Below are 21,997 nucleotides of genomic sequence, written 5' to 3' on the forward strand. Positions count from 1 at the left end.
ATTAGCCTTTCACGGCACCGGACGCCACGCCGCGGACAAACCAACGGCCCGACGTGAAATAAACGAGAAGCGGGATGATCGAAGTGAGCAGCGTTGCGGCCATCTCCACGTTGTATTCCCGCTCGCCATAGGTGGAGTGCACGATATTGTTGAGTTGGACCGTCATCGGCGCATAGTTGATGCCGCCGAAGACGAGCCCGACGATGTAGTCGTTCCAGATGAAGGTGACCTGCAGGATGCCAGCGACGGCGATCATCGGAACCGACATTGGCAGCAGGATCGAGAAGAAGAAGCGCCAGTAGCCGGCGCCGTCGACGCGGGCGGCCTTGAAGAGATCGATCGGGATCGTTGCGAAATAATTGCGGAACAGCAGCGTCACGACAGGCAGAGCGAACACGACGTGCACCGCGATCACCCCGGCGAGCGAATTGAACAGTCCGATGGTGGAGGTAATGCGCACGAGCGGATAGATCAGCACCTGATAGGGAAAGAAACCGCCGATCAGCAGCACGGCGAAAAGCACGTTGGCGAAGCGCACGCGCCAGAAGCTCAGCGCATAACCGGTGACCGCGCCGGCCGCGATGGCGATGGCGACACTCGGAATGGTGATCAGCACGGAATTCACGAAGCCGACCTTGAGTCCCTCGCAACGCAGTCCCGTACAGGCAGAATTCCAGGCCTTCGACCAGTATTCGAACGTCAGCGCATGGGGCAGGGACAGCAGCGTGCCGGTCCGGATCTCCTCCATCGACTTGAAGGCCGTCACGATCATCACGTAAAGCGGGATCAGCGCCACGATCGCGATCACGATCAAGAGAACGTAGGTCAGCACGCGAGCCAGCGGGGCGGCATAGGTGCTGCGGTGTACGGGAGCCAGGCCGTTTGTCGAGGTCATTCGGCAACTCCCTTACGACGGTTCTTGAGATAGAGAAGAGGCACGGAGACCAACAGGACGAGAAGCAGCAGCGTGGTGGCCGCGGCGGATGCAAGGCCAACCTGCTGGCGTTCGAACATGTGATCGATGATGAACTTGGCCGGCACATCCGTTGCGATGCCCGGTCCGCCTCCGGTCATGGCGACCACGACGTCGAATAGGCGCACGACGGTCAGGCACATCAGCACCAATGCAGTCGTGATGCTCGCGCCGATGCTCGGGACGATGATATAGAGATGCGCCTTCCAGGCTGGGATACCCTCGATACGGATCGCCTTCCACAGATCGTCATCGACGCCCCGCAACCCGGCGAGGAGAACAACCATGACGAGGCCGGAGGAGTGCCAGACGGCTGCGAAGATGATCGTAAAGATCGCCGTGTCAGCATTGACGATCCAGTCGAATGAGGCATTCTCGAAGCCGAGCTTGCGAGCAACGTCGGCAATGCCGTAGTTCGGATCGAACAACCAGCGCCAGACGAGACCGGTGACGATGAACGACATGGCAAACGGATAGAGGTAGATCGTCCGTAGTGCATTCTCACCGCGGACACCGCGGTTGATCATGGCGGCGAGCGAATAGCCGATGAACAGCGTCGCCGGGATGAAGATCACCGCGAACAAGGCCATATTGGTGAGCGAGACATGCCACCGGGCATTGGAGAACAGGTTTATGTACTGGGTGAATCCGGCAAACCTGTAGTTGGGCAGCATGGAGGAGCGGGTTAGGGATATGCCCGCCGCCCATAGGACGCCTCCGACATAGACCGACAAAACCACGAATGCGACGGGAACAAGTGTCAGGGCCGCTTGAAGGCGACTGCTTGAAGGCGACTTTGCGAACACGACTGGGGACTCCGAATATCTTCGTCGTTCGGGGGAGGCGACTGAACACGCTCCCCCGACGGGGTTGCGTCAGCTCGCGGAGAGCCCGTTTGCATAGGCCTCGATAAATTGGTCGGCAGTCAGGCCGCCCTTGCTCCAGAAACGGGTGATCGCATCCTCGACGGCACCGACGACGGCCGGCGGGAACATCATCTGGTCGCCCGCCGTGGAAAGCTTGGCATCGCTGAAATAGTGCGACGCTTGGGCAATGCAGCTGTTGAGTTTCGACGTATCGGCGCCCTTGAGAATGGGGATCGTGCCGTTCGCGACCGCAAATGCGGTCTGCGTCGGGATATCCGTAAAGGTCTTGAGGAGCAGGTCCTGCGCCTTGCCCATCGCAGCATCCGAGGGTTCCGGGAACAGGAACACGTCACCCGAAATGATCATGCCCTGATCGGAGCCAATGATTGCGCATTCGTAATCGCTGCCCGCCGATTTGCCCGCAGCCGCAAAGGCGCCGTTCAACCAGGTGCCGCCCTGCGTCATCAGTGCCTTGCCGGATATCACCAGGTTGGTCGAATCCGGCCACGAGCGACCCGGCGAGCCGGCATCGGCATAGTCCTTGAGCTTTTCGAATACCTTGACGGCGGCTTTGAACTTATCGCCCCGCACGGCTCCCGCGTCCCTTTTGTAGATGACCGCATCATAGGTTTCGCGCCCTGCAACGCCGAGCACGACGGCATTGAACATCAGCCGCTCCCAGCGAGGCTCCCCGGAGGGCGCGAAAGGCATGAGGCCGGCCGCCTTGGCCTTGTCAAGTGCAGCAAACACATCGTCCCAGGTCTTGGGCGTCGACACGCCGATCTTGTCGAGGATCGGCTTATTGAACCAGAACCAGTTGGCGCCGTTGCCGGAGATCGGAAGCGCCCAGATCTTGCCGTCGACCGTGCCCGAATTCAGTAGTGCTTGCGGCAATTTTTCCTGCCAGTTGTCGGCCGTGGCCGTCTCCGTCAGGTCGCGAAGCAGGTCGTTTTCCTGAAGCTCGATGAACTGGGCGCCGGTATTGAACAGCATGGCGGCGGGCGGGTTGCCGCCGATCACCCGGTTGACCGCCGTCGCTCGGGCGTTCGGGCCGCCTGATATGGCGTTGTCGACCCAGCTTCCCCCAAGCTCGGTGAACTTCTGGGCCAAAACCTTAACACCGGCCGACTCGGCGGCGGAGGTCCATTGATGGATCACCTCACCTTTGATTTCCTCCGCATTCGCTGAGGCTGCCAAGCAAAGCGTAACGGCGGTGGTCGCTGCAAGAAGCAATTTCGCAATCATGTCTTCTCCTCCTGAACTCCATCGCGATTATTCAGGAGCCGATTATCATTCGTCAAATAATGGATTTAGCAAATATCATAACCGCAGATTATAGAAATTCTTGCGCCTTGACGATGCCGGTCACGCGGTCGCATCGTTTCCGGTGTCCGTTCAAAGCATCAGGCCGGCGGTGTTGTGTCGCCGGCTTCGCTTGTTTCCAGGTCGGTCCTGATGAAATCCGCGGTCTGTTCGTAGTGCCGCTGTAACAGGCCTACAGCCTCGTCGCTCTTACGATCGAGCACGGCTTTCAGAATGTCCGCGTGTTCTTGCGCCACATTGCGCACCCGAAACGCCTTGCGGCTGGAAAGCGCGCGATAGCGATGAAGCCGGTCGGCGAGCTGTTCGCAGAAGCCGATCAGCGGGCGTGAGCCGCAGCCACCGATGAGCTGCGCATGGAAGGCTCGATGCAGGCGCTCCCATTCCGGATTGCTCTCGAACCGCTCTGGGTTCAATGAGCGAGGTGCACGCTCCAGCCTGTGGTGCGCCACGAGAAGGGCTTCCTCCCACGCTGGCGTTGTATTTGCGAGCGACTCCCGCAATGCCAGGCCTTCGACCCAGGATCGGGTTTTGGTCAGCTCCCCCAATTCCTCCAAGCTTATCGGCTTCACGAAGAAGCCACGCTGCTCCTTGCCGATCACCAGATCCTCAGTGGTCAGGCGGTTCAATGCCTCCCGCAAGGGCGTTTGCCCCGCCTCGTATTGCTCCATCAGGAAGCGCAGCTGCAGCTTGCGGCCGGGCTCTAGGCGCGCGGACAGAATGTCGGCCTTCAGCCGTTCGTAAATGCTCGTGGCCAGTGTTGCGGGGCTCTCCGGCCCCCTGTTCAGCGCATCGGCGTCCATATCGGATCCATTGTTTCACACCAGTTTCATATACACAATGGCATCCAATTTGCAAAATTTATAAATTTTTGCTTTACACGCCAATTTATGGATATTATGCAAAAGCCACCACCGGAGGAAAGCATGGGCGAAGACGAGGAAAGCGCAGGGCGGTTCAACAACGGTTGCGGCTGCTTCGGCATCGACATTCACTGCCACGTCGTGCCGGCACGCTTTCCGCTACCGGCCGGTGGCGCGCCGGTGCGCGGCTTTCCTTCGATGGTCGCGTCGGGCGATTGCCATGCCACCGTCGTCATTGATGAGAAACCCTATCGGACGGTCAGCAACGCCTGCTGGGTCGCCGAGCGGCGGCTCGAAGACATGGACCGTAGCGGCATAAGGCTTCAGGCACTTTCGCCCATGCCGGAACTTTTCGGCTACTGGATCGAAAGCAACGCGGCCAACGACCTCGTCCGCCACGTCAACGACGCGATTGCAGCACTCGTTGCGGAGGGAGAAGGGCATTTCGTCGGGCTGGCCGGCGTTCCCCTGCAAGATATCGACCTTGCGATCGCCGAGCTTCACCGCACGGTCGGCACCCTCGGCTTTCGCGGCGTCGAGATCGGCAGCAATATAAATGGCGTGCCGATCGGCGATCCCAGGTTCCATCCATTCTTTGCGGAAGCAGAGAAACTTGGAGCGGCCGTATTCGTCCATGCAGTGCGGCCAGCCGGCATGGACCGGCTCGTCGGGCCGGCGCCGCTTCAGCAGGTGCTCGGCTATCCCACGGATGTGGGGCTGGCTGCGGCCTCGGTCATCACCGGCGGATTGCTCTTGAAATTCCCGCAGCTGCGGATCGCCTTCAGCCATGGCGGCGGCACGTTCGCCTCGCTCCTGCCGCGGCTGGAGCAGGGCTATTCGGCCTTCCCGGCGCTGAGGGAAACCATGCCCGAACCGCCCTCGGCGCAGGCTCGGCTACTCTACGTCGATTCTCTCGTCTTCGATGCGGACACGCTGCGCCGCCTGGTTTCCGTTTTTGGAGGGGAACGCGTTTTGCTCGGCACGGATTACCCCTTCAATTTTCGCGATCAGCAGCCCGTTGCGCGCATCGAGGCCGCGTTCGCCGGTGCCGGTCTGCGCGAACGGCTGTTCTTTAGAAACGCGCAGGCCTTTCTGGCGCTGGATGAGGTTTGATCAGATGTCCGACTTTCCCGTCACCGCCCTGCGCAGCGTCGAGCTCGGCACTCCCGATCTGGCTGCATCCGTCGACTTTTACTGCCGCGTCTGGGGATTGGACGCGATCGCCGAAATGAGCGGCAAAGTTTTCCTTGCCGCAACCGGCGATGATTTCCATGTGCTGGAACTGAAGCAGAGCGACCGCTCCGAGTTGCGCAAGATCACGTTCCGCGTCCGCTCCGCCGAAGATCTCAAAACGCTTTTCGCAAAGACCGTTACGGCGGGGTGTGCCACGCTACGCGAGCCCGGACCTGCAGACGCACCGTCCGGTGGGGAGCGCTTCGTCATTCGGGAGCCGCAGGGTTCCGTATTGGAGTTCGTGCATGGCGACAACAGGAAGGCGGGGGTAGTCGTCGCAAACCGCCCGGAACGCCTCGCGCATGTCAACATCAATAGCGCGGAGATCGATGCGCTTTCAAAATTCTACCGCGATGTCCTGGGCTTCCGCCTGACCGACCGGTCGAAGCTGATGGCTTTCCTGCGCTGCAATGACGATCACCACGCCGTCGTGCTGGCCGAAGCGCCGGTGAACGGGCTCAACCATATCGCCTTCCTGATGCCCGATCTTGAATCGGTCATGCGCGGTTCCGGCTGGGTGGTCGACCACGGTTATCCGATCGGCTGGGGCGTCGGACGGCATGGCCCGGGTGACAATGTCTTTGCTTATTTCGTCGATCCCCAGGGCGTCGTGGTCGAATACACCGCCGAGGTTCTGCAGGTGGAGGACGATTATCGCGTGCGAGGCCCGGACGAGTGGGGCTGGCCGCCGGGTCGCACCGATCACTGGGGTATCGCGGCTCCCAAGAGCGACGCCTGCAAGAAGGCACAGATTTCCATCGGATTTTCCGGCGCCTGAGACGGCCACCATCATAGCAGAGGGATTCCGTTGAATAGCGAGAACAACATTTCTAATCGTTATGACGTGCTGGTGGTCGGCTTTGGCCCAGCCGGTGCCGTAGCCGCCGGCATGCTGGGCGCGCGTGGTCATTCCACGCTCGTCGTCGATCGGCTGACTGATATCTATGACAAGCCGCGCGCTATCGCGATCGACCACGAGATCCTGCGCCATTTCGACAATATGGGTATCGCCGACGAGGTTTTGCGCCATACCGCGCCCTTTACCGCATCCCAGCATTTCGGCGCGCAGGGGCAGCTCATCCGCCGTATCGATATGGTGCCGGCACCTTACCCGCTTGGCTACACCCCAAGCATGGTGTTCACTCAGCCGCCGGTCGAGGCCATTCTGCGGCGCCATGCCGAGAGCTTCGATTGCGTCGCGGTCGAGCTTGGAACGGAAATGGTTGGTCTCGACCAGCGGGTGGAAGAGGCAGTTGCAACACTGAAGGACGCCTCCGGCAATATCCGGACGGTCACGGCAAAATACGTGATCGGTTGCGACGGCGCGTCGAGCCGGGTACGCGAACTGTCTGGCATGAGGCTCGAGGATTTGCTCTTCGACGAGCCTTGGCTGGTTGTGGACGTGCAGGTGCATGATCCCACACTCGCCAAACTGCCGCAGACCTCGGCGCAATTCTGCGATCCCTCGCGGCCGACCAGTTACATCATGGGACCGAAGAACCACCGCCGTTGGGAAATCATGCTGCTGCCGGATGAAAATCCGCGCGAAATGGAAAAACCCGAAAACGTCTGGCGGTTGCTGTCGCCCTGGCTCACGTCAGAAGAGGGTGAGCTCTGGCGCGCTGCTGCCTATCGCTTCCATGCGCTGGTAGCCGATGAATGGCGCCGCGGCAGGGTGCTGATCGCCGGCGATGCCGCGCATCAGCAGCCGCCCTTTATCGGGCAGGGCATGTGCCAGGGCTTGCGCGACGTTTCCAATCTCGTCTGGCGGCTCGACCGTGTGCTGAAAGAGCAATCCTCGGAAGCGCTGCTCGATACCTATACGGTCGAGCGCAAACGCCACGTGCAGACCCTAACCGGCAAGATCAAGGCGATCGGCCAAATGATCTGCGAACGCAATCCCGCGGCAGCGGCAGCGCGCGACGCCCGCATTCTCGCCGAGGGCGACGGCAAGCCGCTGACCATTACCCGCCAGGAGATCGTTCCGCCGATCGAAGAAGGTCTGCTTGCCGCGGATGGAACGCCGGCGCGGGGGCTGCTCTTTCCGCAGCCTGCCATCGTCGAAGGCGCTTCGACGCGCCTGCTGGATCGTTTCACCGGCCCGAATTGGCGGCTCATCCTTGACGGCCGCAGGATCGGGGCCGGGGAGGGAGAGGCACTTGTCGGGGGGATCGATGGGATCGTGATCAAGGCCGTCGCTCCTGAAGGTGCGGAGGCAGTCGACCCTGCAGCCCTTCGCGAGAAGGATGGCGTGCTTTCAGCTTGGTTCGACCGGCACGGCACTGTCGCCGCGCTGGTCCGTCCGGATCACTATGTTTTCGGCGCTGCCCAGAACGTTCAGGCGCTTCGCCAGCAGATCGCGGATTTGCATGCTCGCCTCGCCTGAAGAGCAGGGCCCGTCACACATTGAAGTTCAATCGGTTTCTGGGAGGAAGATATGACCGAACCAACCGCTGTTACCTCAGGCAAATGGCGCCCCTTTGCCGTTCTTGCCCTTCTGTTTTTGTTCCAGACGCTGAACTTTTTCGACAAGCTCGTCTTCGGGCTTTCGGCAGTGCCGATGATGAAGGAGCTTGGGATTTCGCCACAGCAGTTCGGGCTGATCGGCAGCAGCTTCTTTCTCCTGTTCTCGATCTCCGGCGTCCTCGTCGGCCTCTTCGTGATAGGCCGCATGCCGGTCAAGTGGATCCTCGTCATTCTGGCTGCGATCTGGTCGATCGCTCAGATCCCGATCTATTTCACCAGTTCGGTGGCGGTCCTGATCGCCTGCCGCATTCTGCTCGGCCTTGGCGAGGGACCCGGCCTGCCGACGGCATTGCATGCATGCCATAATTGGTTCAGCCCGGAAAAGCGCAGTGTGCCGAGCGCCGTCGTGCTGCAGGGCATCAGCGTCGGCCTGCTCGCCGGCGGTCCGATCCTCACTTATATCATCGTCAGCCACGGCTGGCGCTCTGGCTTCCTGTTCTGCGGCCTGATCGGCATTGTCTGGATCGTTGCCTGGCTGCTCATCGGCGGCGAGGGGCCGCATGCGACCACGGAGAATGAAAAAGTTCGCGCCACTGTCGGAGATCCGCCGGTTCCGGCCCGCAAGCTCTGGCTCGATCCGACGGTGATCGGCGTCATCATCATGTCCACCATGTCCTATTGGATCGTCGGCATGTCGGCCACCTGGCTGCCACCCTTCCTGCAGCAAGGCCTCGGCTATTCGCAGACTGAGACCGGTTCAGTCATCTCGGCCGTCTACATCTTCCAGTCACCGTTGCTGCTCGTCGGTTCATGGATCGCGCAGCGGATGCTGCAGAATGGTGTCAGCAAGCGCACGACGCTCGGCAGCGCCTCTGGTTACGCACTGCTTGTCAGCGGCGTGGCGCTCATCGCCTCCGTTCACGTGAGCGGCGCGCTGCAACTGGCGCTGATCGCGATCGCCTTTGCCGCGCCGAGCCTGACGACGATCTACGGTCCCATCACGCTCGGCAGCGTGGCGCCCGCCGCCCAACGCGGCCGGCTGATCGTCGTGATCTATTCGGCAAACGCCATTTCCGCGCTCGCGTCAAACGCCGTCACCGGCATGATCGTCCAGGCCGCAGGACCCGACCATGTGGCTGCCGGTTATGCGAACGCCATGCTGTTCACCGCCGGCATCCTCATCATTGGCGCAATTTCCGCCTTCGCGCTGATCTTCCCGGACCGCACCATCGAGCGCTTCGGCAAGATGACGCGCTTCACCGAAAAAATGCAGCGGGTCTGACCGGCCCGCCCGAAATTCTGATCACAGATAGGAGAAGAAGTCATGAGATTGTCCACCGTCAAGATCGCCGGCCGAACGACCTGGGGCGTCGTGGAAGGCGAAAGCTTCCTCGATGTCGGCGCCGCGCTCTCGGCCCGCTATGCCGACCTCAAATCGGCCGTCGCCGCTGGCTTTGACGGCGTTGCCGCGGCAACTGCTGCCGCGGCCGCCACGCCTGTCGACTCGGTCGAATGGTTGCCGGTCATTCCCAATCCCGACAAGATCCTCTGCGTCGGCCTGAACTATGAAATGCATCGCAAGGAAACCGGCCGTTCGAAGGTGGAAAACCCCACCATCTTCGCCCGCTATGCCAATAGCCAGACGGGACACCTCGCTCCGATCATACGCCCGAAGGTCTCGACCGAACTCGATTTTGAAGGCGAACTGGCCGTCATCATCGGCAAACCCGGCCGCTACATTCCGTACGCCGAGGCCATGAGCCATGTCGCCGGTTATGCATGCTACAATGACGGCAGCATCCGCGACTTCCAGCGACATACCCACCAGTTCACCCCGGGCAAGAATTTTCCAGATACCGGCGCCTTCGGCCCGTGGATGATGACGTTGGACGAACTCGGCCCGCTTAGCGAGCTGCGGCTGCAGACGCGCTTAAACGGCGAGGTGGTGCAGGAGGCGACCTTCAGCCAGATGATCTTCGATATCGCCCGCCAGATCGAATATTGCTCCGCCTTCACCCGGCTCGAAGCCGGCGACGTCATCGTCAGCGGCACGCCGGGCGGCGTCGGCGCGAAGCGCAATCCGCCGCTCTGGATGAAGCCCGGAGACGTAGTCGAAGTCCAGATCGATCGGCTTGGCACCCTGCGCAATCCGATCATGGACGAGGCACGCTAACGGCGGCGGTCGAGGGGGTAGGCGGGGTGGTTCATGCCAGGGGCGAAAAGGGCAGCTTGCTCCCGAGACGGACGGATGTGTTCCATAAATCAACCTTATGCCGTGAATTTCGATTTATCAGGCACTTAGCTTACTGAGTTGAGGCGCCGCCGATTCAGATCCTTTTCAAGGCGAAAGATCGGAAAAATGCGAAAGCGCGGCAGAACTATTTAGGTGTTTAGTTGCGAGCATTGGCCGGCTTATGCAATGAAGCGCCTGCCTTTTTGGCCGCCGCCTGAAGGCGCTTGTCCCTGGTCCATAACGCCGCTCGCCGATCAAGCAGTATCGAGGCGAGCAAGTGGGCATCTGTATAGCCGATGCCCATACTGAAAATGCCGTGACGATCAATCATTGTCATCACTTCGTCGTGCGTTGCGACGAACGCTTGGCGCTGGGCTGCCAGAAACGTTATCACGCGCCCGCGATCTCGAAGGCTGCCAAGCGCCAGTTCGCCAACTACAGCCGGATGGCAGAGTAGACGATCGTCCTCAATGATCGTCCGAAGTTCCGCATCAACATGGCGGAAATGATCGATCCATATAGAAGTGTCTGCCAGTATCACTTGGCAGCTGCGCTCCGGCGACGTGGAGCTGCCTCTGCATCGGGCATAGTTCCGCCGAGCGCGATGAGGCGTTTTCCGGACTCTACTCGGACAAGCGTCTCCAACGCCTGGCGGACTAGAGCGGCGGTTTCTTTTGTGCCGGTCAGGGACTTGGCCCTTTCCATGAGAGTGTCGTCTAGATTGATAGTCGATCGCATCGTTTCTTATCCTTATCCTGGCGCTTTAAATAGCACCATTTGGTGATGAAATCTACGTCTATACCTGACGACCGCCGAGTGAGAGCGGGAGCTGCGCGACCGCGTGGCGGCTCTCATAGCCGATCAGGTCACTAGCGCTCGCTTGCTTCGGCCCATTTCGACATCTTCTGAATCTTCTCGATCTGGACGTCGATGATCGTCTGCGCGGCAGGCGGGACAACATCCCATTTCCTCAACACGACCCCGGCCGAGCCATTCCGGCAGGCTGTTGCCATTGCTGATGGAAAGCCGGTCAGGATTGCGGGCGGTGCCAGTGTTGTGCGCGACTTCCTCTGAGGCAACGGCCAAGAAGATGTCCGGATGTTCGAAGCGATTGTGTAGGTGATCACCATTGGGGTCGCCTCGGGGAAAGCGGCGAACATGCGCTGCTGAAACGACGTGACATCGCCTTTTGGACTGTTGTGAACCGCCTTGATCGCTATGGCTGCAAATGCACTGGTTCAAACTCGCATTGATGCCGAGGTTCGGGATCGTGCCTCTGCAGTGCTTGGAAATATGGGGCTTACGGTATCGGACGCGGTTCGTATCTTACTAACCCGGACCGCCAACGAGGGTGCGCTGCCGTTGGAGCTTCTTTCAGGCAGTGAGGCCCATTACGCCTGGTTTCGCACCAAGGTACTTGAATCGCTGAACGATACTCGAGCGGACGCTTCGGATGATGAAGTCAAGGCACATTTTGCTGAACGTCGAGCGACAGCCCGACTTAACGCGAGTGCGCGCAAATCGTGAAACTTATCTGGACTGCGTTCGCGTTATTGGATCGCGACGCCATCTTCACATACATAGAAGCAGAAAATCCGTTAGCCGCCATTCTGGTTGTCGAACGGATTGTTGCTGCTGTCCGTCGGTTGATAGATTTTCCCGCGAGCGGTCATCGTTCTGTCGTGATCTCCTCGCCAATCGATGTGAACGGCGTCGCCATCGAACGTGACTGCTTCGGCTGTCAGGTCGAGCGGCACGGACCACAGATCGAACTGCCGTTCACCGGTCTGCGGGTGGAGCCCCTTTTGGTCGTTGTCACGCAGGATAAATCCTCCCAACGATCTGAGAAAGGGAATCGGTCTTGACTTGCCTCACCTGCCTTTGGGCGTACTGCTGATACCTACAACCTTCCTCTCGAATGGGCTGCAGCGCAAACTAGAGACCGCATACAATCTGCGTCCCCGATCCCTGCTTCTGACCAGCATTTGGAATCTAATAGATGATGTCGCAAGGAATGGTGCAGCATTCGGCGGAGGCCGGGTTTGTCGGCGCCGCCGTCCGCGGTTGATGATGACCGGCGTCGGCGTATGAAACAGAGCGCCATCCATGACCCGCGTCTGGAGTTGCTCGTCCTTGCACGCTTGGCAGCCGACGAGGACGACGTCGGCATAGAGCGCCCGTTCTGCAATGTCCTCCCGCGCAAAAGCATATTCCGTATAGACGTCCTGCACAACGTCAGCACAACCTTGCCGAAGGCGATCTTCAGCGACAGCAGCCGCGTCCGATCTTCCTCGTCCCGCAGATGTCGCGCGGCGATCGCCTGCGGAATGCCGCTGCCCTGCGAGTTCGGAAACAGCGTCGCCGCCAGATAGGCCGACAGCATGAAGCCAAGCGGGGTCAGCGCAAGTGGCAGCAGGAGTCCCATTCAGCGGACGAGATGAGAGACCCGAAACCCTTCTGCGCCGGGCGTGCTGAAGCACGGAGGCTCACGTTCAACGCATTCGGTTTAGGCTTGCTGTCCCGACGCTCAGCGGCACGGGGCTGCTGATCTCGGCCGGAGGTTTGTTCTGGCTGGCGCACATCCCGGTCGGCGTTTCGGTGTTGACGACAGAATTGCCGATGCTGGTGATCGGCACCGGTATCAGTCTGCCCTGGGGACTGATGGATGGGTTGGCGTCAGTGTCGTGCCGAAAGAACGCGCCGTTGCGGCGGCATTCGACGCGTATTTCGGTTCGCACGGCCGCACGCACAGCAAGGCCGCTTGATCGAGAAACCAACCTTTTTCGGCGTCCCGCCTTCAGGACCGGGAATATCGTCGCGAGATGTATCCCGCTACCTCTTTGATCGAGCGCAAAGAGTCCACCGATCGGACAGGCTAGTGGATTGATTCCAACGTTTGGTGCCCACGTTTGACGGCTGCGATGATCTCATCGGGGTCTGCTTTCCAGATGAATGGCTTTGGTTCGTGGTTGTGTTCTTTGACGAAGCGGTTGATGGCCGCCTGCAGGTCAACGACGGAGTGGAAAACGCCGTGCTTCAGCCGCCGGCGTGTCAGTTTTGCGAAGAAGCCTTCGACAGCATTGAGCCATGAGCACGATATCGGGACGAAGTGGAAGGTCCATCGTGGATGCCTTGCCAGCCAGGCGCGGACCTTCGGCTGTTTATGCGTCGCGTAATTGTCGAGAATGACGTGGACCGCCTTATCTTTCGGCAGCTCCGCCTCAATGGCGTTGAGGAACCGAATAAACTCCTGATGCCGGTGGCGCTGCATGTTTCGGCCGATGACCGATCCGTCGAGAACATTGAGGGCGGCAAACAGGGTGGTCGTGCCGTGGCGCTTGTAATCGTGGGTCATTGTGCCGGCGCGCCCCTTCTTGAGCGGCAAGCCCGGTTGGGTCCGGTCGAGCGCCTGGATCTGGCTTTTCTCATCGACGGACAAGACAATGGCGTGGGTCGGTGGCGAGACGTAGAGACCGACGACATCGTGAAGCTTCTCGGCAAAAGCCTTGTCATTGGAGAGTTTGAAACTGCGCCACCGATGCGGCGCCAGCCCATGCTCGTGCCAGATCTTGACGACGGAAGAGGCCGCGATCCCAACGGCATTTGCCATGGCACGCACGGTCCAGTGCGTTGCCTCCTGTCGAGGCGGTTCCAGCGTCAGCGCAACGACCTGCTCCACCACGTCGCTCTCCAGAGGCGCCATGCCCGGAGGCCTGCTCTTGTCGCGCAACAGGCCATCGACCCCCTCGGACATGAAACGCTCCTGCCAGCGCCAGACGCAAGGTTTGGACTTTCCCGTCGCCTGCATGATGGCGACCGTTCCCAGGCCGTTGCCGCTCATCAAGATGATCTTGGCCCGCCAGACATGCTTCTGCGGAGACGTTGGGGCAGCAATGATGGCTTCAAGCCGAGAACGGTCGGCGGCGGTGACGTCAAATGTGATCCCTGTGCGCATCCCCAACCGTCGCACAATCCCAAACGGTTGGGAATCTCAGGACGGAATCTTTCGTCGCGATCAATCCACTAGTATCGCTTTATTCGAATGCGTTCAGCGACCTTCTGCTGCTGGCAGCCATCACCCTTCTCTCGGCGCTGGTGGTGTTTCTGTTTCTGAGGACAGAGGCGCATGACGCGCTCAAACCTCAGGTCGGGAAAATCTCACTTTGAAAAGCCAGTGTCATCAACACGCGCTGAAGGTCAGGACGGCAGACAAGAGCAGCAGGGTTGCGGATCCGCATCGCCGAGCCAGCAACGGCATTTGCTTTTCACCTCCCAGAACAATTCTGCCTGTCGACAGCCAGATCGAAGATGCGAAAAGGACGACGAAGGCGAGGGTCGCGGTGGCGGCTATCCCAGACACATCCTGCGCGTCCGGCATCATCGTGAGCCCGATGATCAGCGCCTTGGGATTCAATAGCGTCGTAATCGCCAACTGACGTACTGTCACAATCTCGGCAGGACTGGATCCGACGCCCCAGAGCCGCAGCGCGAGGTAGAACACCCAGGTTGCAGAGGCAAGTTTGACGCCTTGCGCGACCAGGGGGTGCGCTTGGAGAAAGGGACCGGCCAGGCCGGAAGCCGGAACGACAATTGCCACATAGGCGGACACGACCGTACCAAGCAGCATGATCGCACGCCCGGCGCTCAGACCCTGAGATGCCATCGCCAATGTTGCGTTGGTCGGCCCAGGCAAAATGAGAAGCGCAAAAACGCCGGCTGCGAAAGGTAGGAGATGCACTGCTTCGGTCCCTCGGTTCCGCCAGCTTTTTGCATGGTCAGCCTCCTCTGTCGTTGACAAAGGTCATGTTGCGGCCGGAACATTCTCGTTGATTGGCCGTTGTTGGGAGTTAGCTTTGAGGTGCCGCCATGCCTCGCATGATCAGCTTCATACTCACTCGATTGGCCACAGGGTTTGCAATTGGATGTGCCGTCGGGTTCGTGGTTTGGGAGAATGGTCTTTTGTCCTCCACCAACACGGCAGGTACTCATTATCTCGCCCAGGGGCTGTTCATTTATTTCTTCGCGAGCACGATGAGCATGGGCTACCTGGCTACAGCGCTTTTGTTGGAAGAAGAATAGCCACTTTGATGCCATCAAACGGCTTGTGAATAGTGTCCCATAGGTTGCTGAGAAACGGTCCGCACTGACAGGGGAACGGCGGGGCAAGACATTCCACCAATGGCCGTTCTCATGTCAGGAGCTCAAAAACGGCAATTGTTTCACTAAGCGGCGCGTTTCAAACCACCGAAAAGATCATCGAGGTCGATGGTCGTGGTGCTGCGCTCATCGCATTTCACCAGCTCGTTGACGATAAAGGCGACGTAGCCCGCTTCCGTTGCGACGATGACGATCAAGGGGCTTCGACAGGAGCCGAAACCCAACTTCGCCGCCAAATCGTAGACCGGCACCAAATCGCCCCGGTAGGACGTGTAGCCTACGGCCGCACGGCTTCCATCTCGCTGCTGCGGCTCCCACTCGGCTTGCGCAACGATGGTTCCTCCCTTGAAGGTGTGCGGCTTGTTTCCGACGGACACTCCAAAGGTGTCGCGAGGGCGAAAGAAATTCGAAAGAAACATGGATGGGCACCCGGTCCCGTGTTGGGACAATGTGATGAGCGCAAGCGCCTGAAGCAAACCGCACGGCGGTGCGCCTGGGACCTTCATGGTGCCCGTCGAGATTGGCTCGACCCAGCACCCCCAAAATAGGGTTCGATTATTAATGGCGTCTCAAGCCAAAGACTAAAGTAGAAGTGAATCCTCGGCTTATTGCGGTACCAGCTGCCGACGTCGTCAATTCTTCATTAATGACTCATCCCTACATTTGGGGTGTCTTTCACTCAAAGCTCATTTAGCTATCAACAATGTTCGATCCCGGTCAAACACCGCCAGGCTGATTGCGCGCATCTGGAGAAATGTGGAATGAAACTGACGATATCTCGCAAGCTTTTCGCGTTCGCCTTCATCGTGAGCGTAGGGATCGGCGGCGCGCTTGTGTTTGAAACCAGCACGATCAACCGCCTCAAGGTCACCGGCCCTGTCTATGACGAGCTGATTGATAGCAAGGACCTCGTCGCAGACATTCTGCCGCCTCCGCTCTTCCTCGTGGAAGCATATATGCTGGCGTACGAAGCGGCCAGCCACCCCGAAATGACCGACGCCGACGTGAAAGGGCTCCAGAAGCTGAGGATTGACTATGGACAGCGCCGAGACCACTGGGGCAGATCATACCTTCCGTCCCATCTGAAGGCGCAGCTGGCCAACGAGGTGGTCGGATCGGGTGACCTGTTCTGGAGAGCCGTCGACGAGGCCTATCTTCCCGCGCTTTCCCGGAAGGATGCAGCTGCCCTCGATCAGGCGTTGGATGCTCTCGCGGATCGCTATCACGTCCATGAGGCAGCCGTCCTGAAACTGGTGGATGCCGCCAACGACTACCAGGCGAGGACCGAGAAGGCAGCCGAACAGGAGGTCGAAAGTCGGACGTTGCTGGCTCTGGTCGCTGGATTGCTCGCCTTGGCTCTCTTCATCGGCGGTGCAATCTACCTACGTTTGAACGTCGTCGGAGCGGTCACTAGGATGACCAGCCGGATGGCATCTATGGCTGATGGCGATCTGGAACGATCAATTCCCTTCGAGAAAAGAGCCGACGAAATCGGGCTGATGGCCAAAGCGCTCGGCGTGTTCCGTCAAGCATCACTCGACAAGATCCGTCTCGAAGACGAGGCTCGTCGGGAGCAGGCCGTTTCGGAAGCCGAACGCGCCGAGCGCGAGGCTCGCACGGCGCGCGAGGCCGCCGAGCTCCAGGAGATCGTCGCCACGCTGGGCGCTGGACTCGCGCGTCTTGCCGAATGCAACATACGCATGACCATCGATCAACCGTTTGTCGGCGAGTTCGAACGTCTGCGGCACGACTTCAACAATTCTATCGCTGCGTTCCAGACGACCTTGGAGCAGGTTCTGAGCCAGACCACCCAGATCGACGATAGCGGACAGGAAATGCGAACTGCGGCCGACAATCTCGCCCGACGCACGGAGCAGCAGGCCGCAGCGCTTGAAGAAACTTCGGCGGCACTCGAACAGGTCACCTCAACCGTAAAGGTGTCAGCCGAGCACACTCTGGAAACGCGGTCGCTCGTGCGTGAGACCAAGGAATGCGCTGCCGCATCGGGAAAGATCGTCAAGGATGCCGTTGCGGCCATGAGCAGGATCGAGACGGCTTCGCAAGAGATCGCACAAATCATCGGCGTCATTGACGAGATTGCATTCCAGACGAACTTGCTCGCCCTCAATGCCGGCGTGGAAGCGGCCCGCGCGGGTGACTCGGGGAAGGGATTTGCCGTCGTCGCGCAAGAAGTTCGCGAATTGGCGCAGAGATCGGCGCGGGCGGCCAGGGAAATCAAGGATCTCATCGGCAATTCGACCCAAGAAGTTTCCAAAGGGGTTAAGCACGTGGGTGAAGCAGGCCGCGCCATCGATCAGATAGATACCTTCGTCCGCCGCATCGATCAGAACATCGACGCCATCGCAACGGCCGCAAGCGAACAGTCGGTCGGGCTCCAGCAGATTGCCTCGGCCGTCAATGAGATCGATCAGATGACGCAACAGAATGCCGCTATGGTCGAAGAAACCAGCGCCGTCAGTCACGCCTTGGCCGACGGGGTTCAACGGCTTGCCGGCCTTGTCGGACGCTTCAAGCTGAACCGCCGCGGTGCCATTCGCGAACCCGGCTCAGAGGTGGAACGCAACGGTGCGTATAACCGGGCCGCAAGCTCTCGGGCCATCCGTGCCGCCTGACGAGTCGACGCCCATCCCCGTGACAACACTCTGTCGCGGGGATGATCTACGGCGATCTGCATCCAGGATCTGCTCCAATGCTCCGGACAAGAAGCTGGAGATTTGTTTATGACCGACCCCGCCTTCGACACTTTGAAGAGCCTGCGGTTTCCTCTCGTGCTGGTCTCCAATGAGGGACTGATTGTTTTCGCAAGTGACGCGGCACAGCGGGTGCTCCTGGGCATCGAGATCGTTTCGATGCCGATTTCATGTTTCGTCTTCGATTGGGAACGAATCCGGCCGGTTCGGAAAGAGCCGGCCATCGTCGATGCCGAGATATTCGGACGCGACGGAGAATATCTTGCGGTCAAGGCGGTGGTCTTCCAACTCAAATCAGGCGGTCGGTGGCTTTCGGGTCTCGCCATCGGTAATGTCGACGAGCCTGTTCAAGCGCTTCGCTGAAGCGAAATGCAGCTGAAATCCTGAAGAGCATCGCGTGCTCTCAGTATTTCCGGCAGGGCGATTTCAAATGCGGCGACGCATGCTGGATCGAACTGCGTTCCGGAACGTTCCCTGATATGAGAGACCGCCTGGTCTACGGTCCAGGCCTCCTTATAGGGTCGCGCCGTCGTAAGAGCGTCGAAGTTATCGGCAACGGCAACGATCCTGCCAGCGATCGGTATATCGGCGCCCGACATGCGTCTCGGGTATCCCTGCCCATCCCAGCGCTCGTGGTGGGTGGCTGCAATCAACGCGGCAAGTTGCAGAAGACTGGACTGCGACTCTCCCAGTATGTCGCAGCCGAGGAGCGTGTGATTTTGCATCGACGCGAATTCCTGCTCCGTTAGTTTTCCTTTCTTGAGCAGCACCGCATCGGGGATGCCAACCTTGCCGACGTCGTGCATGGGTGCGGCAAGTCTGATGTCGGCGCATTGATCGGCGGGCAGACCCAAAGCCCTGGCGATCAGCACCGAATATTCCCCGACTCGTTTCGTGTGCAGGCCCGTCTCCGAATCCTTGAAGCTCGCAGCAATGGACAGGCGATCGATGATCTCCTCTTCACGCTCCCGGATCTCCAGCGTCGCCTTGTCGACTTCCTGGCGAAGCCACTCCGCTTTGTCGGCCAGCTTGTTGCGTGCATCGACGAGCGCGAGGAGGTTCTTCATGCGCGCCTGGAACTCAAGAGGATTGACCGGCTTGTTCAGGAAATCGATGGACCCTGCATCCAGGCACGCCATTCGGGTGGCCATGTCGGTATCTGCGGTGATCATGACGACCGGCTTGCTCCTGTATTGCTCGAACATGTTGATCTCCTGCAGGAGTTCGACGCCATTGTAGTCCGGCATCTGGTAGTCGATGACCGCGATATCGAAATCGAGCCGCGGTATCGCAGCTAGGACGTCTGCCGGATTGGAAAAGCCGACAGCTTCGCAATTGGGCAGCTTGTCAACGAGCCTCGTTAGGAAAATGAGATTGGTTTTGTTGTCGTCGACCAGAAGGATACGCATGCATTGCTCCTATGCGGCGCGCGTTCGCCGTTGCTCGTCAACCGCCCGCATCAGATCGAGCAGTCGGCGTTCCGAAATCGGGGATTCTCGCAATCGCTGGGCCCGGTCGGCAATATCCTGCAGGCCGACATTGCTTGCCGCCCCCTTGAGCGAGTGCAGCAGGCGATCGAGATTGTTGGTGTTGTCGTCCCGCATGGCGCTGGAGACGGCTGAAAGAATGAAGACGGCATCCGAGAAGAAGCTGTCGAGGAGCTCTTCAAAGACCTCCCGGCCCAGTACCTCGACAATCTCTTCCTGCCGCGGATTCATTGCCGATCCCTCCTCCAGCGTGACTCCGGAGGGCGGATCATTCCGTTCGGCGGTGCTTTCAACGCGGTCCAGAATGCCTGCGAGTTGGCTGAGGGTGATCGGCTTGGATTGGAAACCGTTCATGCCGGCTTCCAGGCAAAGGCGTCTGTCATCATCGGAAGCGTTCGCCGTCATCGCGATGATCGGGACTGCTCCCTTGGCCGTCTCCATTGCCCGAATGCAGCGCGTCGCTTCGATACCGTCCATGTTCGGCATCTGCATGTCCATCAGCACGAGATCGAAATCTTTCGTCGCCATGGCATCGAGCGCTTCCAAACCATCGCCTGCAACGGTCACGTTCTGGCCAAGGTGACGGAGAAAGCCCGCGGCCACCTGCTGGTTCACGATATTGTCCTCGACCAACAAGATATTCTTCCGTTGTCTTGCAAGCTTGTCTTTCTCCCTTGCGCAATCGACAATGGGCTCGCCCGCTTGAGCGGGCTCCGCCGGAATTTCGAACCAGAACGTGCTTCCTTCACCCTTGATGCTCGAGACTCCAATCATCCCATCGAGCGAGTCGATAATCTCTTTGCAGATGGTCAGGCCGAGGCCTGTGCCTCCGTATTTTCTGCTAATCGTCGCATCGACCTGCGAGAAGGGCTTGAAAAGCTTTTCTTGCCCTTCCTTGTCGATGCCGATCCCGGTGTCGCTGACGGCGAAGCGGACGACCGGCTTGCCCTGAGATTGCCCCTCGGTCATTTTCAAGACGACGGCACCGTTCGAGGTGAACTTGATCGCATTGCTGAGAAGGTTGAGGACGACCTGACGAACACGTGTCGCATCAGTCATGATCGTGTCGGTGGCCCAATTGTCAGGTATGTCGGAAATCAGTGTATTGCCATGCTCGGCTGCGCGGTCGCGCATCATCTCGACTGCGCTGCCCGCAAGGACTCTGATATCGGCCGGCGCCAGACAGACGTCTATCCGGCCGTTTTCCATCTTCGCGAAGTCCAGGATCTCGTTGAGAATCTCAAGGAGGGATTGTCCCGAGCGCCGGATGGTCTGAACGCTCCAACGAACCCGCTCCGGAAGATCTCCCAGTTCCAGAAGCTCGGCCGTACCTAGGATCGCATTGAGTGGTGTTCGGACTTCATGGCCCATCGTCGCCATGAATTGAGACTTCGCGCGGTTTCCAGCCTCGGCGTGGGCATAGGCCACGTTGAGTTCGTGCGCCATCCGTTCAAAAACGAGACCGGCGGCACGCACGGAGCGCAATTGTCTGCGCAGCATGATCACCAGCACACCCACGGAGGCCGCAAGTAGAGCCGTTACCACACCGGACTTCAACTGAAGGGACTGGAGTGCATCTCGGGTATCCGCACGTTCGGCGCTCACCTTGTTATTGGCACTCATCAGAAGCTTGCCTGTGTTCTCGACGAGTGGGATCAGGCTAGAGGTGAAGGCGCGAAGGTGCGCGATATCGATATCTCTCCCACTTGCAATGGCGTCGAACCAAGGTGCTTTTGCGACAACGAGCGGCTCGATCTCGGACACCAGGGTCTGAAGTTCCGGACTATCCTGGAGGCGCAGATCGAAATTCGCCTTCTTGAGAATACCCATGCGAGAATACAGGATGTCGAACCTTGTCGAGAGCGTCTTCATCGAGGCCAGCGTCAGGTCTTTGTCGGCACCCATGACATGAGCAAGCTCAAGCAGACGGCGCGCTTCGCGGTCCAGCTGGTAAACGGACCACAGGGTATTTTCTCGAATGCCGTCCTGAAGTGCCTCATATTTTTCGTAAATTCCCGAAAGAAGGTAGATCAGGCCGACCATCAACAATGTCGCGAACAATTGAAGGAACGCGGTTGCCTTGCTGGCTCGTCTGATGACGTCGCCATTCTTGCGGGCATTCTCGTTCATCATTCCGCCTCGATCGTTTTGATCTGCCAGACGGAACGCGAAAAGTACTTCTCGTTGTAGAGCGACCTGTCTGTGTCAAAGGGATAGATGAGGAATAGTGGCCCCTTGTCGCGGACAGACATGGGCAAGCCATCCATCCGCGTTGCCAGCATGCTGTCGATTTTCAAAGCATCCTCCGCGGGAACTTCAGCCGCGTAGTCGTTCAGGGCTATCAACTTGAATTTGTCCGCATGGGCCCCGGCAGCCTCGAGAACCGCACGAAACAAAGGCCCTGAGAATTCGACTTTTCCCGTGGTCCATGGCGTCTCCATCGTGCCGTTACGGCTGTCGAGAGCTTCAAGCATGGCAAGATCGAATTGAGCCGTATCTCCCACATTCGGATGATCGAGTTTGCCGGTGACGGTCAGGATCACCTCGCCCTTTGGGGCATCGAGCGCAAATGAGGAGGCAGGAAGAAATATGACGGCAGCCATGGCTGCCGACCTGAGAAGAGAACGCATGGGAAACCTTGATCTACCGGCAAACAAGGTGCCGGATCGCCAGAACGCATGCCGGATC

At 59.4% G+C, this 21,997-nt stretch carries 22 protein-coding genes and 3 pseudogenes; 10 read left to right on the top strand and 15 right to left on the bottom strand.

The window, feature by feature from the left end; translation table 11 throughout:
• Position 1: 1 nt before the first annotated feature.
• From RLCC275e_RS25375 to RLCC275e_RS25390, 4 genes are all read right to left on the bottom strand, one after another.
• On the bottom strand, positions 2 to 895 hold the full coding sequence (locus tag RLCC275e_RS25375) for a carbohydrate ABC transporter permease (protein WP_033182987.1): 894 nt from the start codon (positions 893 to 895) through the stop codon (positions 2 to 4).
• Positions 892 to 1,779, bottom strand: a complete 888-nt coding sequence (locus RLCC275e_RS25380; RefSeq protein ID WP_033182986.1) for a carbohydrate ABC transporter permease — start codon at positions 1,777 to 1,779, stop codon at positions 892 to 894. Before RLCC275e_RS25380 ends, RLCC275e_RS25375 begins: the two co-directional genes overlap by 4 nt.
• A gap of 69 nt (positions 1,780 to 1,848) precedes the next feature.
• Positions 1,849 to 3,084 (bottom strand): ABC transporter substrate-binding protein, encoded by a 1,236-nt coding sequence (locus tag RLCC275e_RS25385; protein ID WP_033182985.1) that lies wholly within the window; start codon positions 3,082 to 3,084, stop codon positions 1,849 to 1,851.
• Between the two features lie 158 nt (positions 3,085 to 3,242).
• Positions 3,243 to 3,962 carry a GntR family transcriptional regulator gene (locus tag RLCC275e_RS25390; RefSeq protein WP_033182984.1) on the bottom strand — a complete coding sequence of 240 codons (720 nt, stop codon included), beginning with the start codon at positions 3,960 to 3,962 and terminating at the stop codon, positions 3,243 to 3,245.
• Between the two features lie 123 nt (positions 3,963 to 4,085).
• On the opposite strand from RLCC275e_RS25390, the gene RLCC275e_RS25395 reads away from it, so the two are divergent.
• Genes RLCC275e_RS25395 through RLCC275e_RS25415 form a run of 5 tightly spaced genes read left to right on the top strand, consistent with a single transcriptional unit; the run spans position 4,086 to position 9,894 of the window.
• Entirely contained in the window at positions 4,086 to 5,135 is a 1,050-nt protein-coding gene (locus RLCC275e_RS25395) for an amidohydrolase family protein (RefSeq protein ID WP_033182983.1), read from the top strand.
• Between the two features lie 4 nt (positions 5,136 to 5,139).
• Positions 5,140 to 6,033 carry a VOC family protein gene (locus RLCC275e_RS25400; protein ID WP_033182982.1) on the top strand — a complete coding sequence of 298 codons (894 nt, stop codon included), beginning with the start codon at positions 5,140 to 5,142 and terminating at the stop codon, positions 6,031 to 6,033.
• A 30-nt stretch (positions 6,034 to 6,063) separates the two neighbouring features.
• Complete coding sequence (locus tag RLCC275e_RS25405; protein ID WP_033182981.1) at positions 6,064 to 7,641, top strand: bifunctional 3-(3-hydroxy-phenyl)propionate/3-hydroxycinnamic acid hydroxylase; 1,578 nt, start codon at positions 6,064 to 6,066, stop codon at positions 7,639 to 7,641.
• 51 nt (positions 7,642 to 7,692) lie between these two features.
• Positions 7,693 to 9,003: an MFS transporter gene (locus RLCC275e_RS25410; RefSeq protein ID WP_130707957.1), complete on the top strand. Its 1,311-nt coding sequence runs from the start codon at positions 7,693 to 7,695 to the stop codon at positions 9,001 to 9,003.
• Between the two features lie 42 nt (positions 9,004 to 9,045).
• Positions 9,046 to 9,894 carry a fumarylacetoacetate hydrolase family protein gene (locus tag RLCC275e_RS25415; RefSeq protein ID WP_033182979.1) on the top strand — a complete coding sequence of 283 codons (849 nt, stop codon included), beginning with the start codon at positions 9,046 to 9,048 and terminating at the stop codon, positions 9,892 to 9,894.
• 217 nt (positions 9,895 to 10,111) lie between these two features.
• On the opposite strand, the gene RLCC275e_RS25420 is transcribed toward RLCC275e_RS25415, so the two are convergent.
• The 3 genes from RLCC275e_RS25420 to RLCC275e_RS34775 form a co-directional block, all read right to left on the bottom strand.
• Positions 10,112 to 10,495 carry a type II toxin-antitoxin system VapC family toxin gene (locus tag RLCC275e_RS25420; RefSeq protein ID WP_033182978.1) on the bottom strand — a complete coding sequence of 128 codons (384 nt, stop codon included), beginning with the start codon at positions 10,493 to 10,495 and terminating at the stop codon, positions 10,112 to 10,114.
• On the bottom strand, positions 10,492 to 10,692 hold the full coding sequence (locus tag RLCC275e_RS25425) for a type II toxin-antitoxin system VapB family antitoxin (protein ID WP_013851145.1): 201 nt from the start codon (positions 10,690 to 10,692) through the stop codon (positions 10,492 to 10,494). Before RLCC275e_RS25425 ends, RLCC275e_RS25420 begins: the two co-directional genes overlap by 4 nt.
• Before the next feature lie 131 nt (positions 10,693 to 10,823).
• Positions 10,824 to 11,084 carry a hypothetical protein gene (locus tag RLCC275e_RS34775; protein ID WP_171816964.1) on the bottom strand — a complete coding sequence of 87 codons (261 nt, stop codon included), beginning with the start codon at positions 11,082 to 11,084 and terminating at the stop codon, positions 10,824 to 10,826.
• An 88-nt stretch (positions 11,085 to 11,172) separates the two neighbouring features.
• On the opposite strand from RLCC275e_RS34775, the gene RLCC275e_RS25435 reads away from it, so the two are divergent.
• Complete coding sequence (locus RLCC275e_RS25435) at positions 11,173 to 11,481, top strand: type II toxin-antitoxin system RelB/DinJ family antitoxin (protein ID WP_082229838.1); 309 nt, start codon at positions 11,173 to 11,175, stop codon at positions 11,479 to 11,481.
• Entirely contained in the window at positions 11,478 to 11,819 is a 342-nt protein-coding gene (locus tag RLCC275e_RS25440) for a type II toxin-antitoxin system RelE/ParE family toxin (RefSeq protein ID WP_130712162.1), read from the top strand. Before RLCC275e_RS25435 ends, RLCC275e_RS25440 begins: the two co-directional genes overlap by 4 nt.
• A 186-nt stretch (positions 11,820 to 12,005) precedes the next feature.
• Here RLCC275e_RS25440 and RLCC275e_RS34350 read toward each other — a convergent pair.
• The 4 genes and pseudogenes from RLCC275e_RS34350 to RLCC275e_RS25455 form a co-directional block, all read right to left on the bottom strand.
• Positions 12,006 to 12,185: pseudogene (locus RLCC275e_RS34350) on the bottom strand (universal stress protein); the annotation flags it as partial.
• A pseudogene (locus tag RLCC275e_RS34355) lies at positions 12,122 to 12,426 on the bottom strand (chloride channel protein); the annotation flags it as partial. The pseudogenes RLCC275e_RS34355 and RLCC275e_RS34350, both read right to left, overlap by 64 nt.
• A gap of 403 nt (positions 12,427 to 12,829) precedes the next feature.
• Positions 12,830 to 13,909 carry an IS630 family transposase gene (locus RLCC275e_RS25450; protein ID WP_130707161.1) on the bottom strand — a complete coding sequence of 360 codons (1,080 nt, stop codon included), beginning with the start codon at positions 13,907 to 13,909 and terminating at the stop codon, positions 12,830 to 12,832.
• Positions 13,910 to 14,134: 225 nt separating this feature from the next.
• Positions 14,135 to 14,692 (bottom strand): threonine transporter RhtB, encoded by a 558-nt coding sequence (locus RLCC275e_RS25455; RefSeq protein WP_033184494.1) that lies wholly within the window; start codon positions 14,690 to 14,692, stop codon positions 14,135 to 14,137.
• A gap of 128 nt (positions 14,693 to 14,820) precedes the next feature.
• On the opposite strand from RLCC275e_RS25455, the gene RLCC275e_RS25460 reads away from it, so the two are divergent.
• Entirely contained in the window at positions 14,821 to 15,033 is a 213-nt protein-coding gene (locus RLCC275e_RS25460) for a hypothetical protein (RefSeq protein ID WP_033184493.1), read from the top strand.
• A 143-nt stretch (positions 15,034 to 15,176) separates the two neighbouring features.
• Here the strand turns inward: RLCC275e_RS25460 and RLCC275e_RS25465 are convergent, their stop codons facing one another.
• Complete coding sequence (locus RLCC275e_RS25465; protein ID WP_033184492.1) at positions 15,177 to 15,530, bottom strand: chemotaxis protein CheW; 354 nt, start codon at positions 15,528 to 15,530, stop codon at positions 15,177 to 15,179.
• Positions 15,531 to 17,141: 1,611 nt separating this feature from the next.
• Here RLCC275e_RS25465 and RLCC275e_RS34780 point away from each other — a divergent pair.
• Positions 17,142 to 17,744: pseudogene (locus RLCC275e_RS34780) on the top strand (methyl-accepting chemotaxis protein); the annotation flags it as partial.
• Between the two features lie 108 nt (positions 17,745 to 17,852).
• A complete protein-coding gene (locus RLCC275e_RS25475; RefSeq protein WP_033184491.1) occupies positions 17,853 to 18,185 on the top strand; it encodes a hypothetical protein in 333 nt (110 codons plus the stop codon).
• Here the strand turns inward: RLCC275e_RS25475 and RLCC275e_RS25480 are convergent.
• From RLCC275e_RS25480 to RLCC275e_RS25490, 3 genes are read right to left on the bottom strand one after another with little or no spacing between them, the layout of a single operon-like run.
• The gene (locus RLCC275e_RS25480; RefSeq protein ID WP_033184490.1) at positions 18,170 to 19,231 is read right to left on the bottom strand and encodes an HD-GYP domain-containing protein; all 1,062 of its coding nucleotides are present in this window, start codon (positions 19,229 to 19,231) and stop codon (positions 18,170 to 18,172) included. The two genes, RLCC275e_RS25475 and RLCC275e_RS25480, sit on opposite strands and share 16 nt — an antisense overlap.
• A gap of 9 nt (positions 19,232 to 19,240) precedes the next feature.
• A complete protein-coding gene (locus tag RLCC275e_RS25485; RefSeq protein ID WP_210271251.1) occupies positions 19,241 to 21,439 on the bottom strand; it encodes an ATP-binding protein in 2,199 nt (732 codons plus the stop codon).
• Positions 21,439 to 21,912 (bottom strand): putative pterin-binding protein, encoded by a 474-nt coding sequence (locus RLCC275e_RS25490; protein WP_245496290.1) that lies wholly within the window; start codon positions 21,910 to 21,912, stop codon positions 21,439 to 21,441. The genes RLCC275e_RS25485 and RLCC275e_RS25490 overlap by 1 nt, the downstream gene beginning before the upstream one ends.
• Between the last annotated feature and the right edge of the window lie 85 nt (positions 21,913 to 21,997).

The organism is Rhizobium brockwellii (assembly GCF_000769405.2).
Taxonomy (GTDB): Bacteria; Pseudomonadota; Alphaproteobacteria; order Rhizobiales; family Rhizobiaceae; genus Rhizobium; species Rhizobium brockwellii.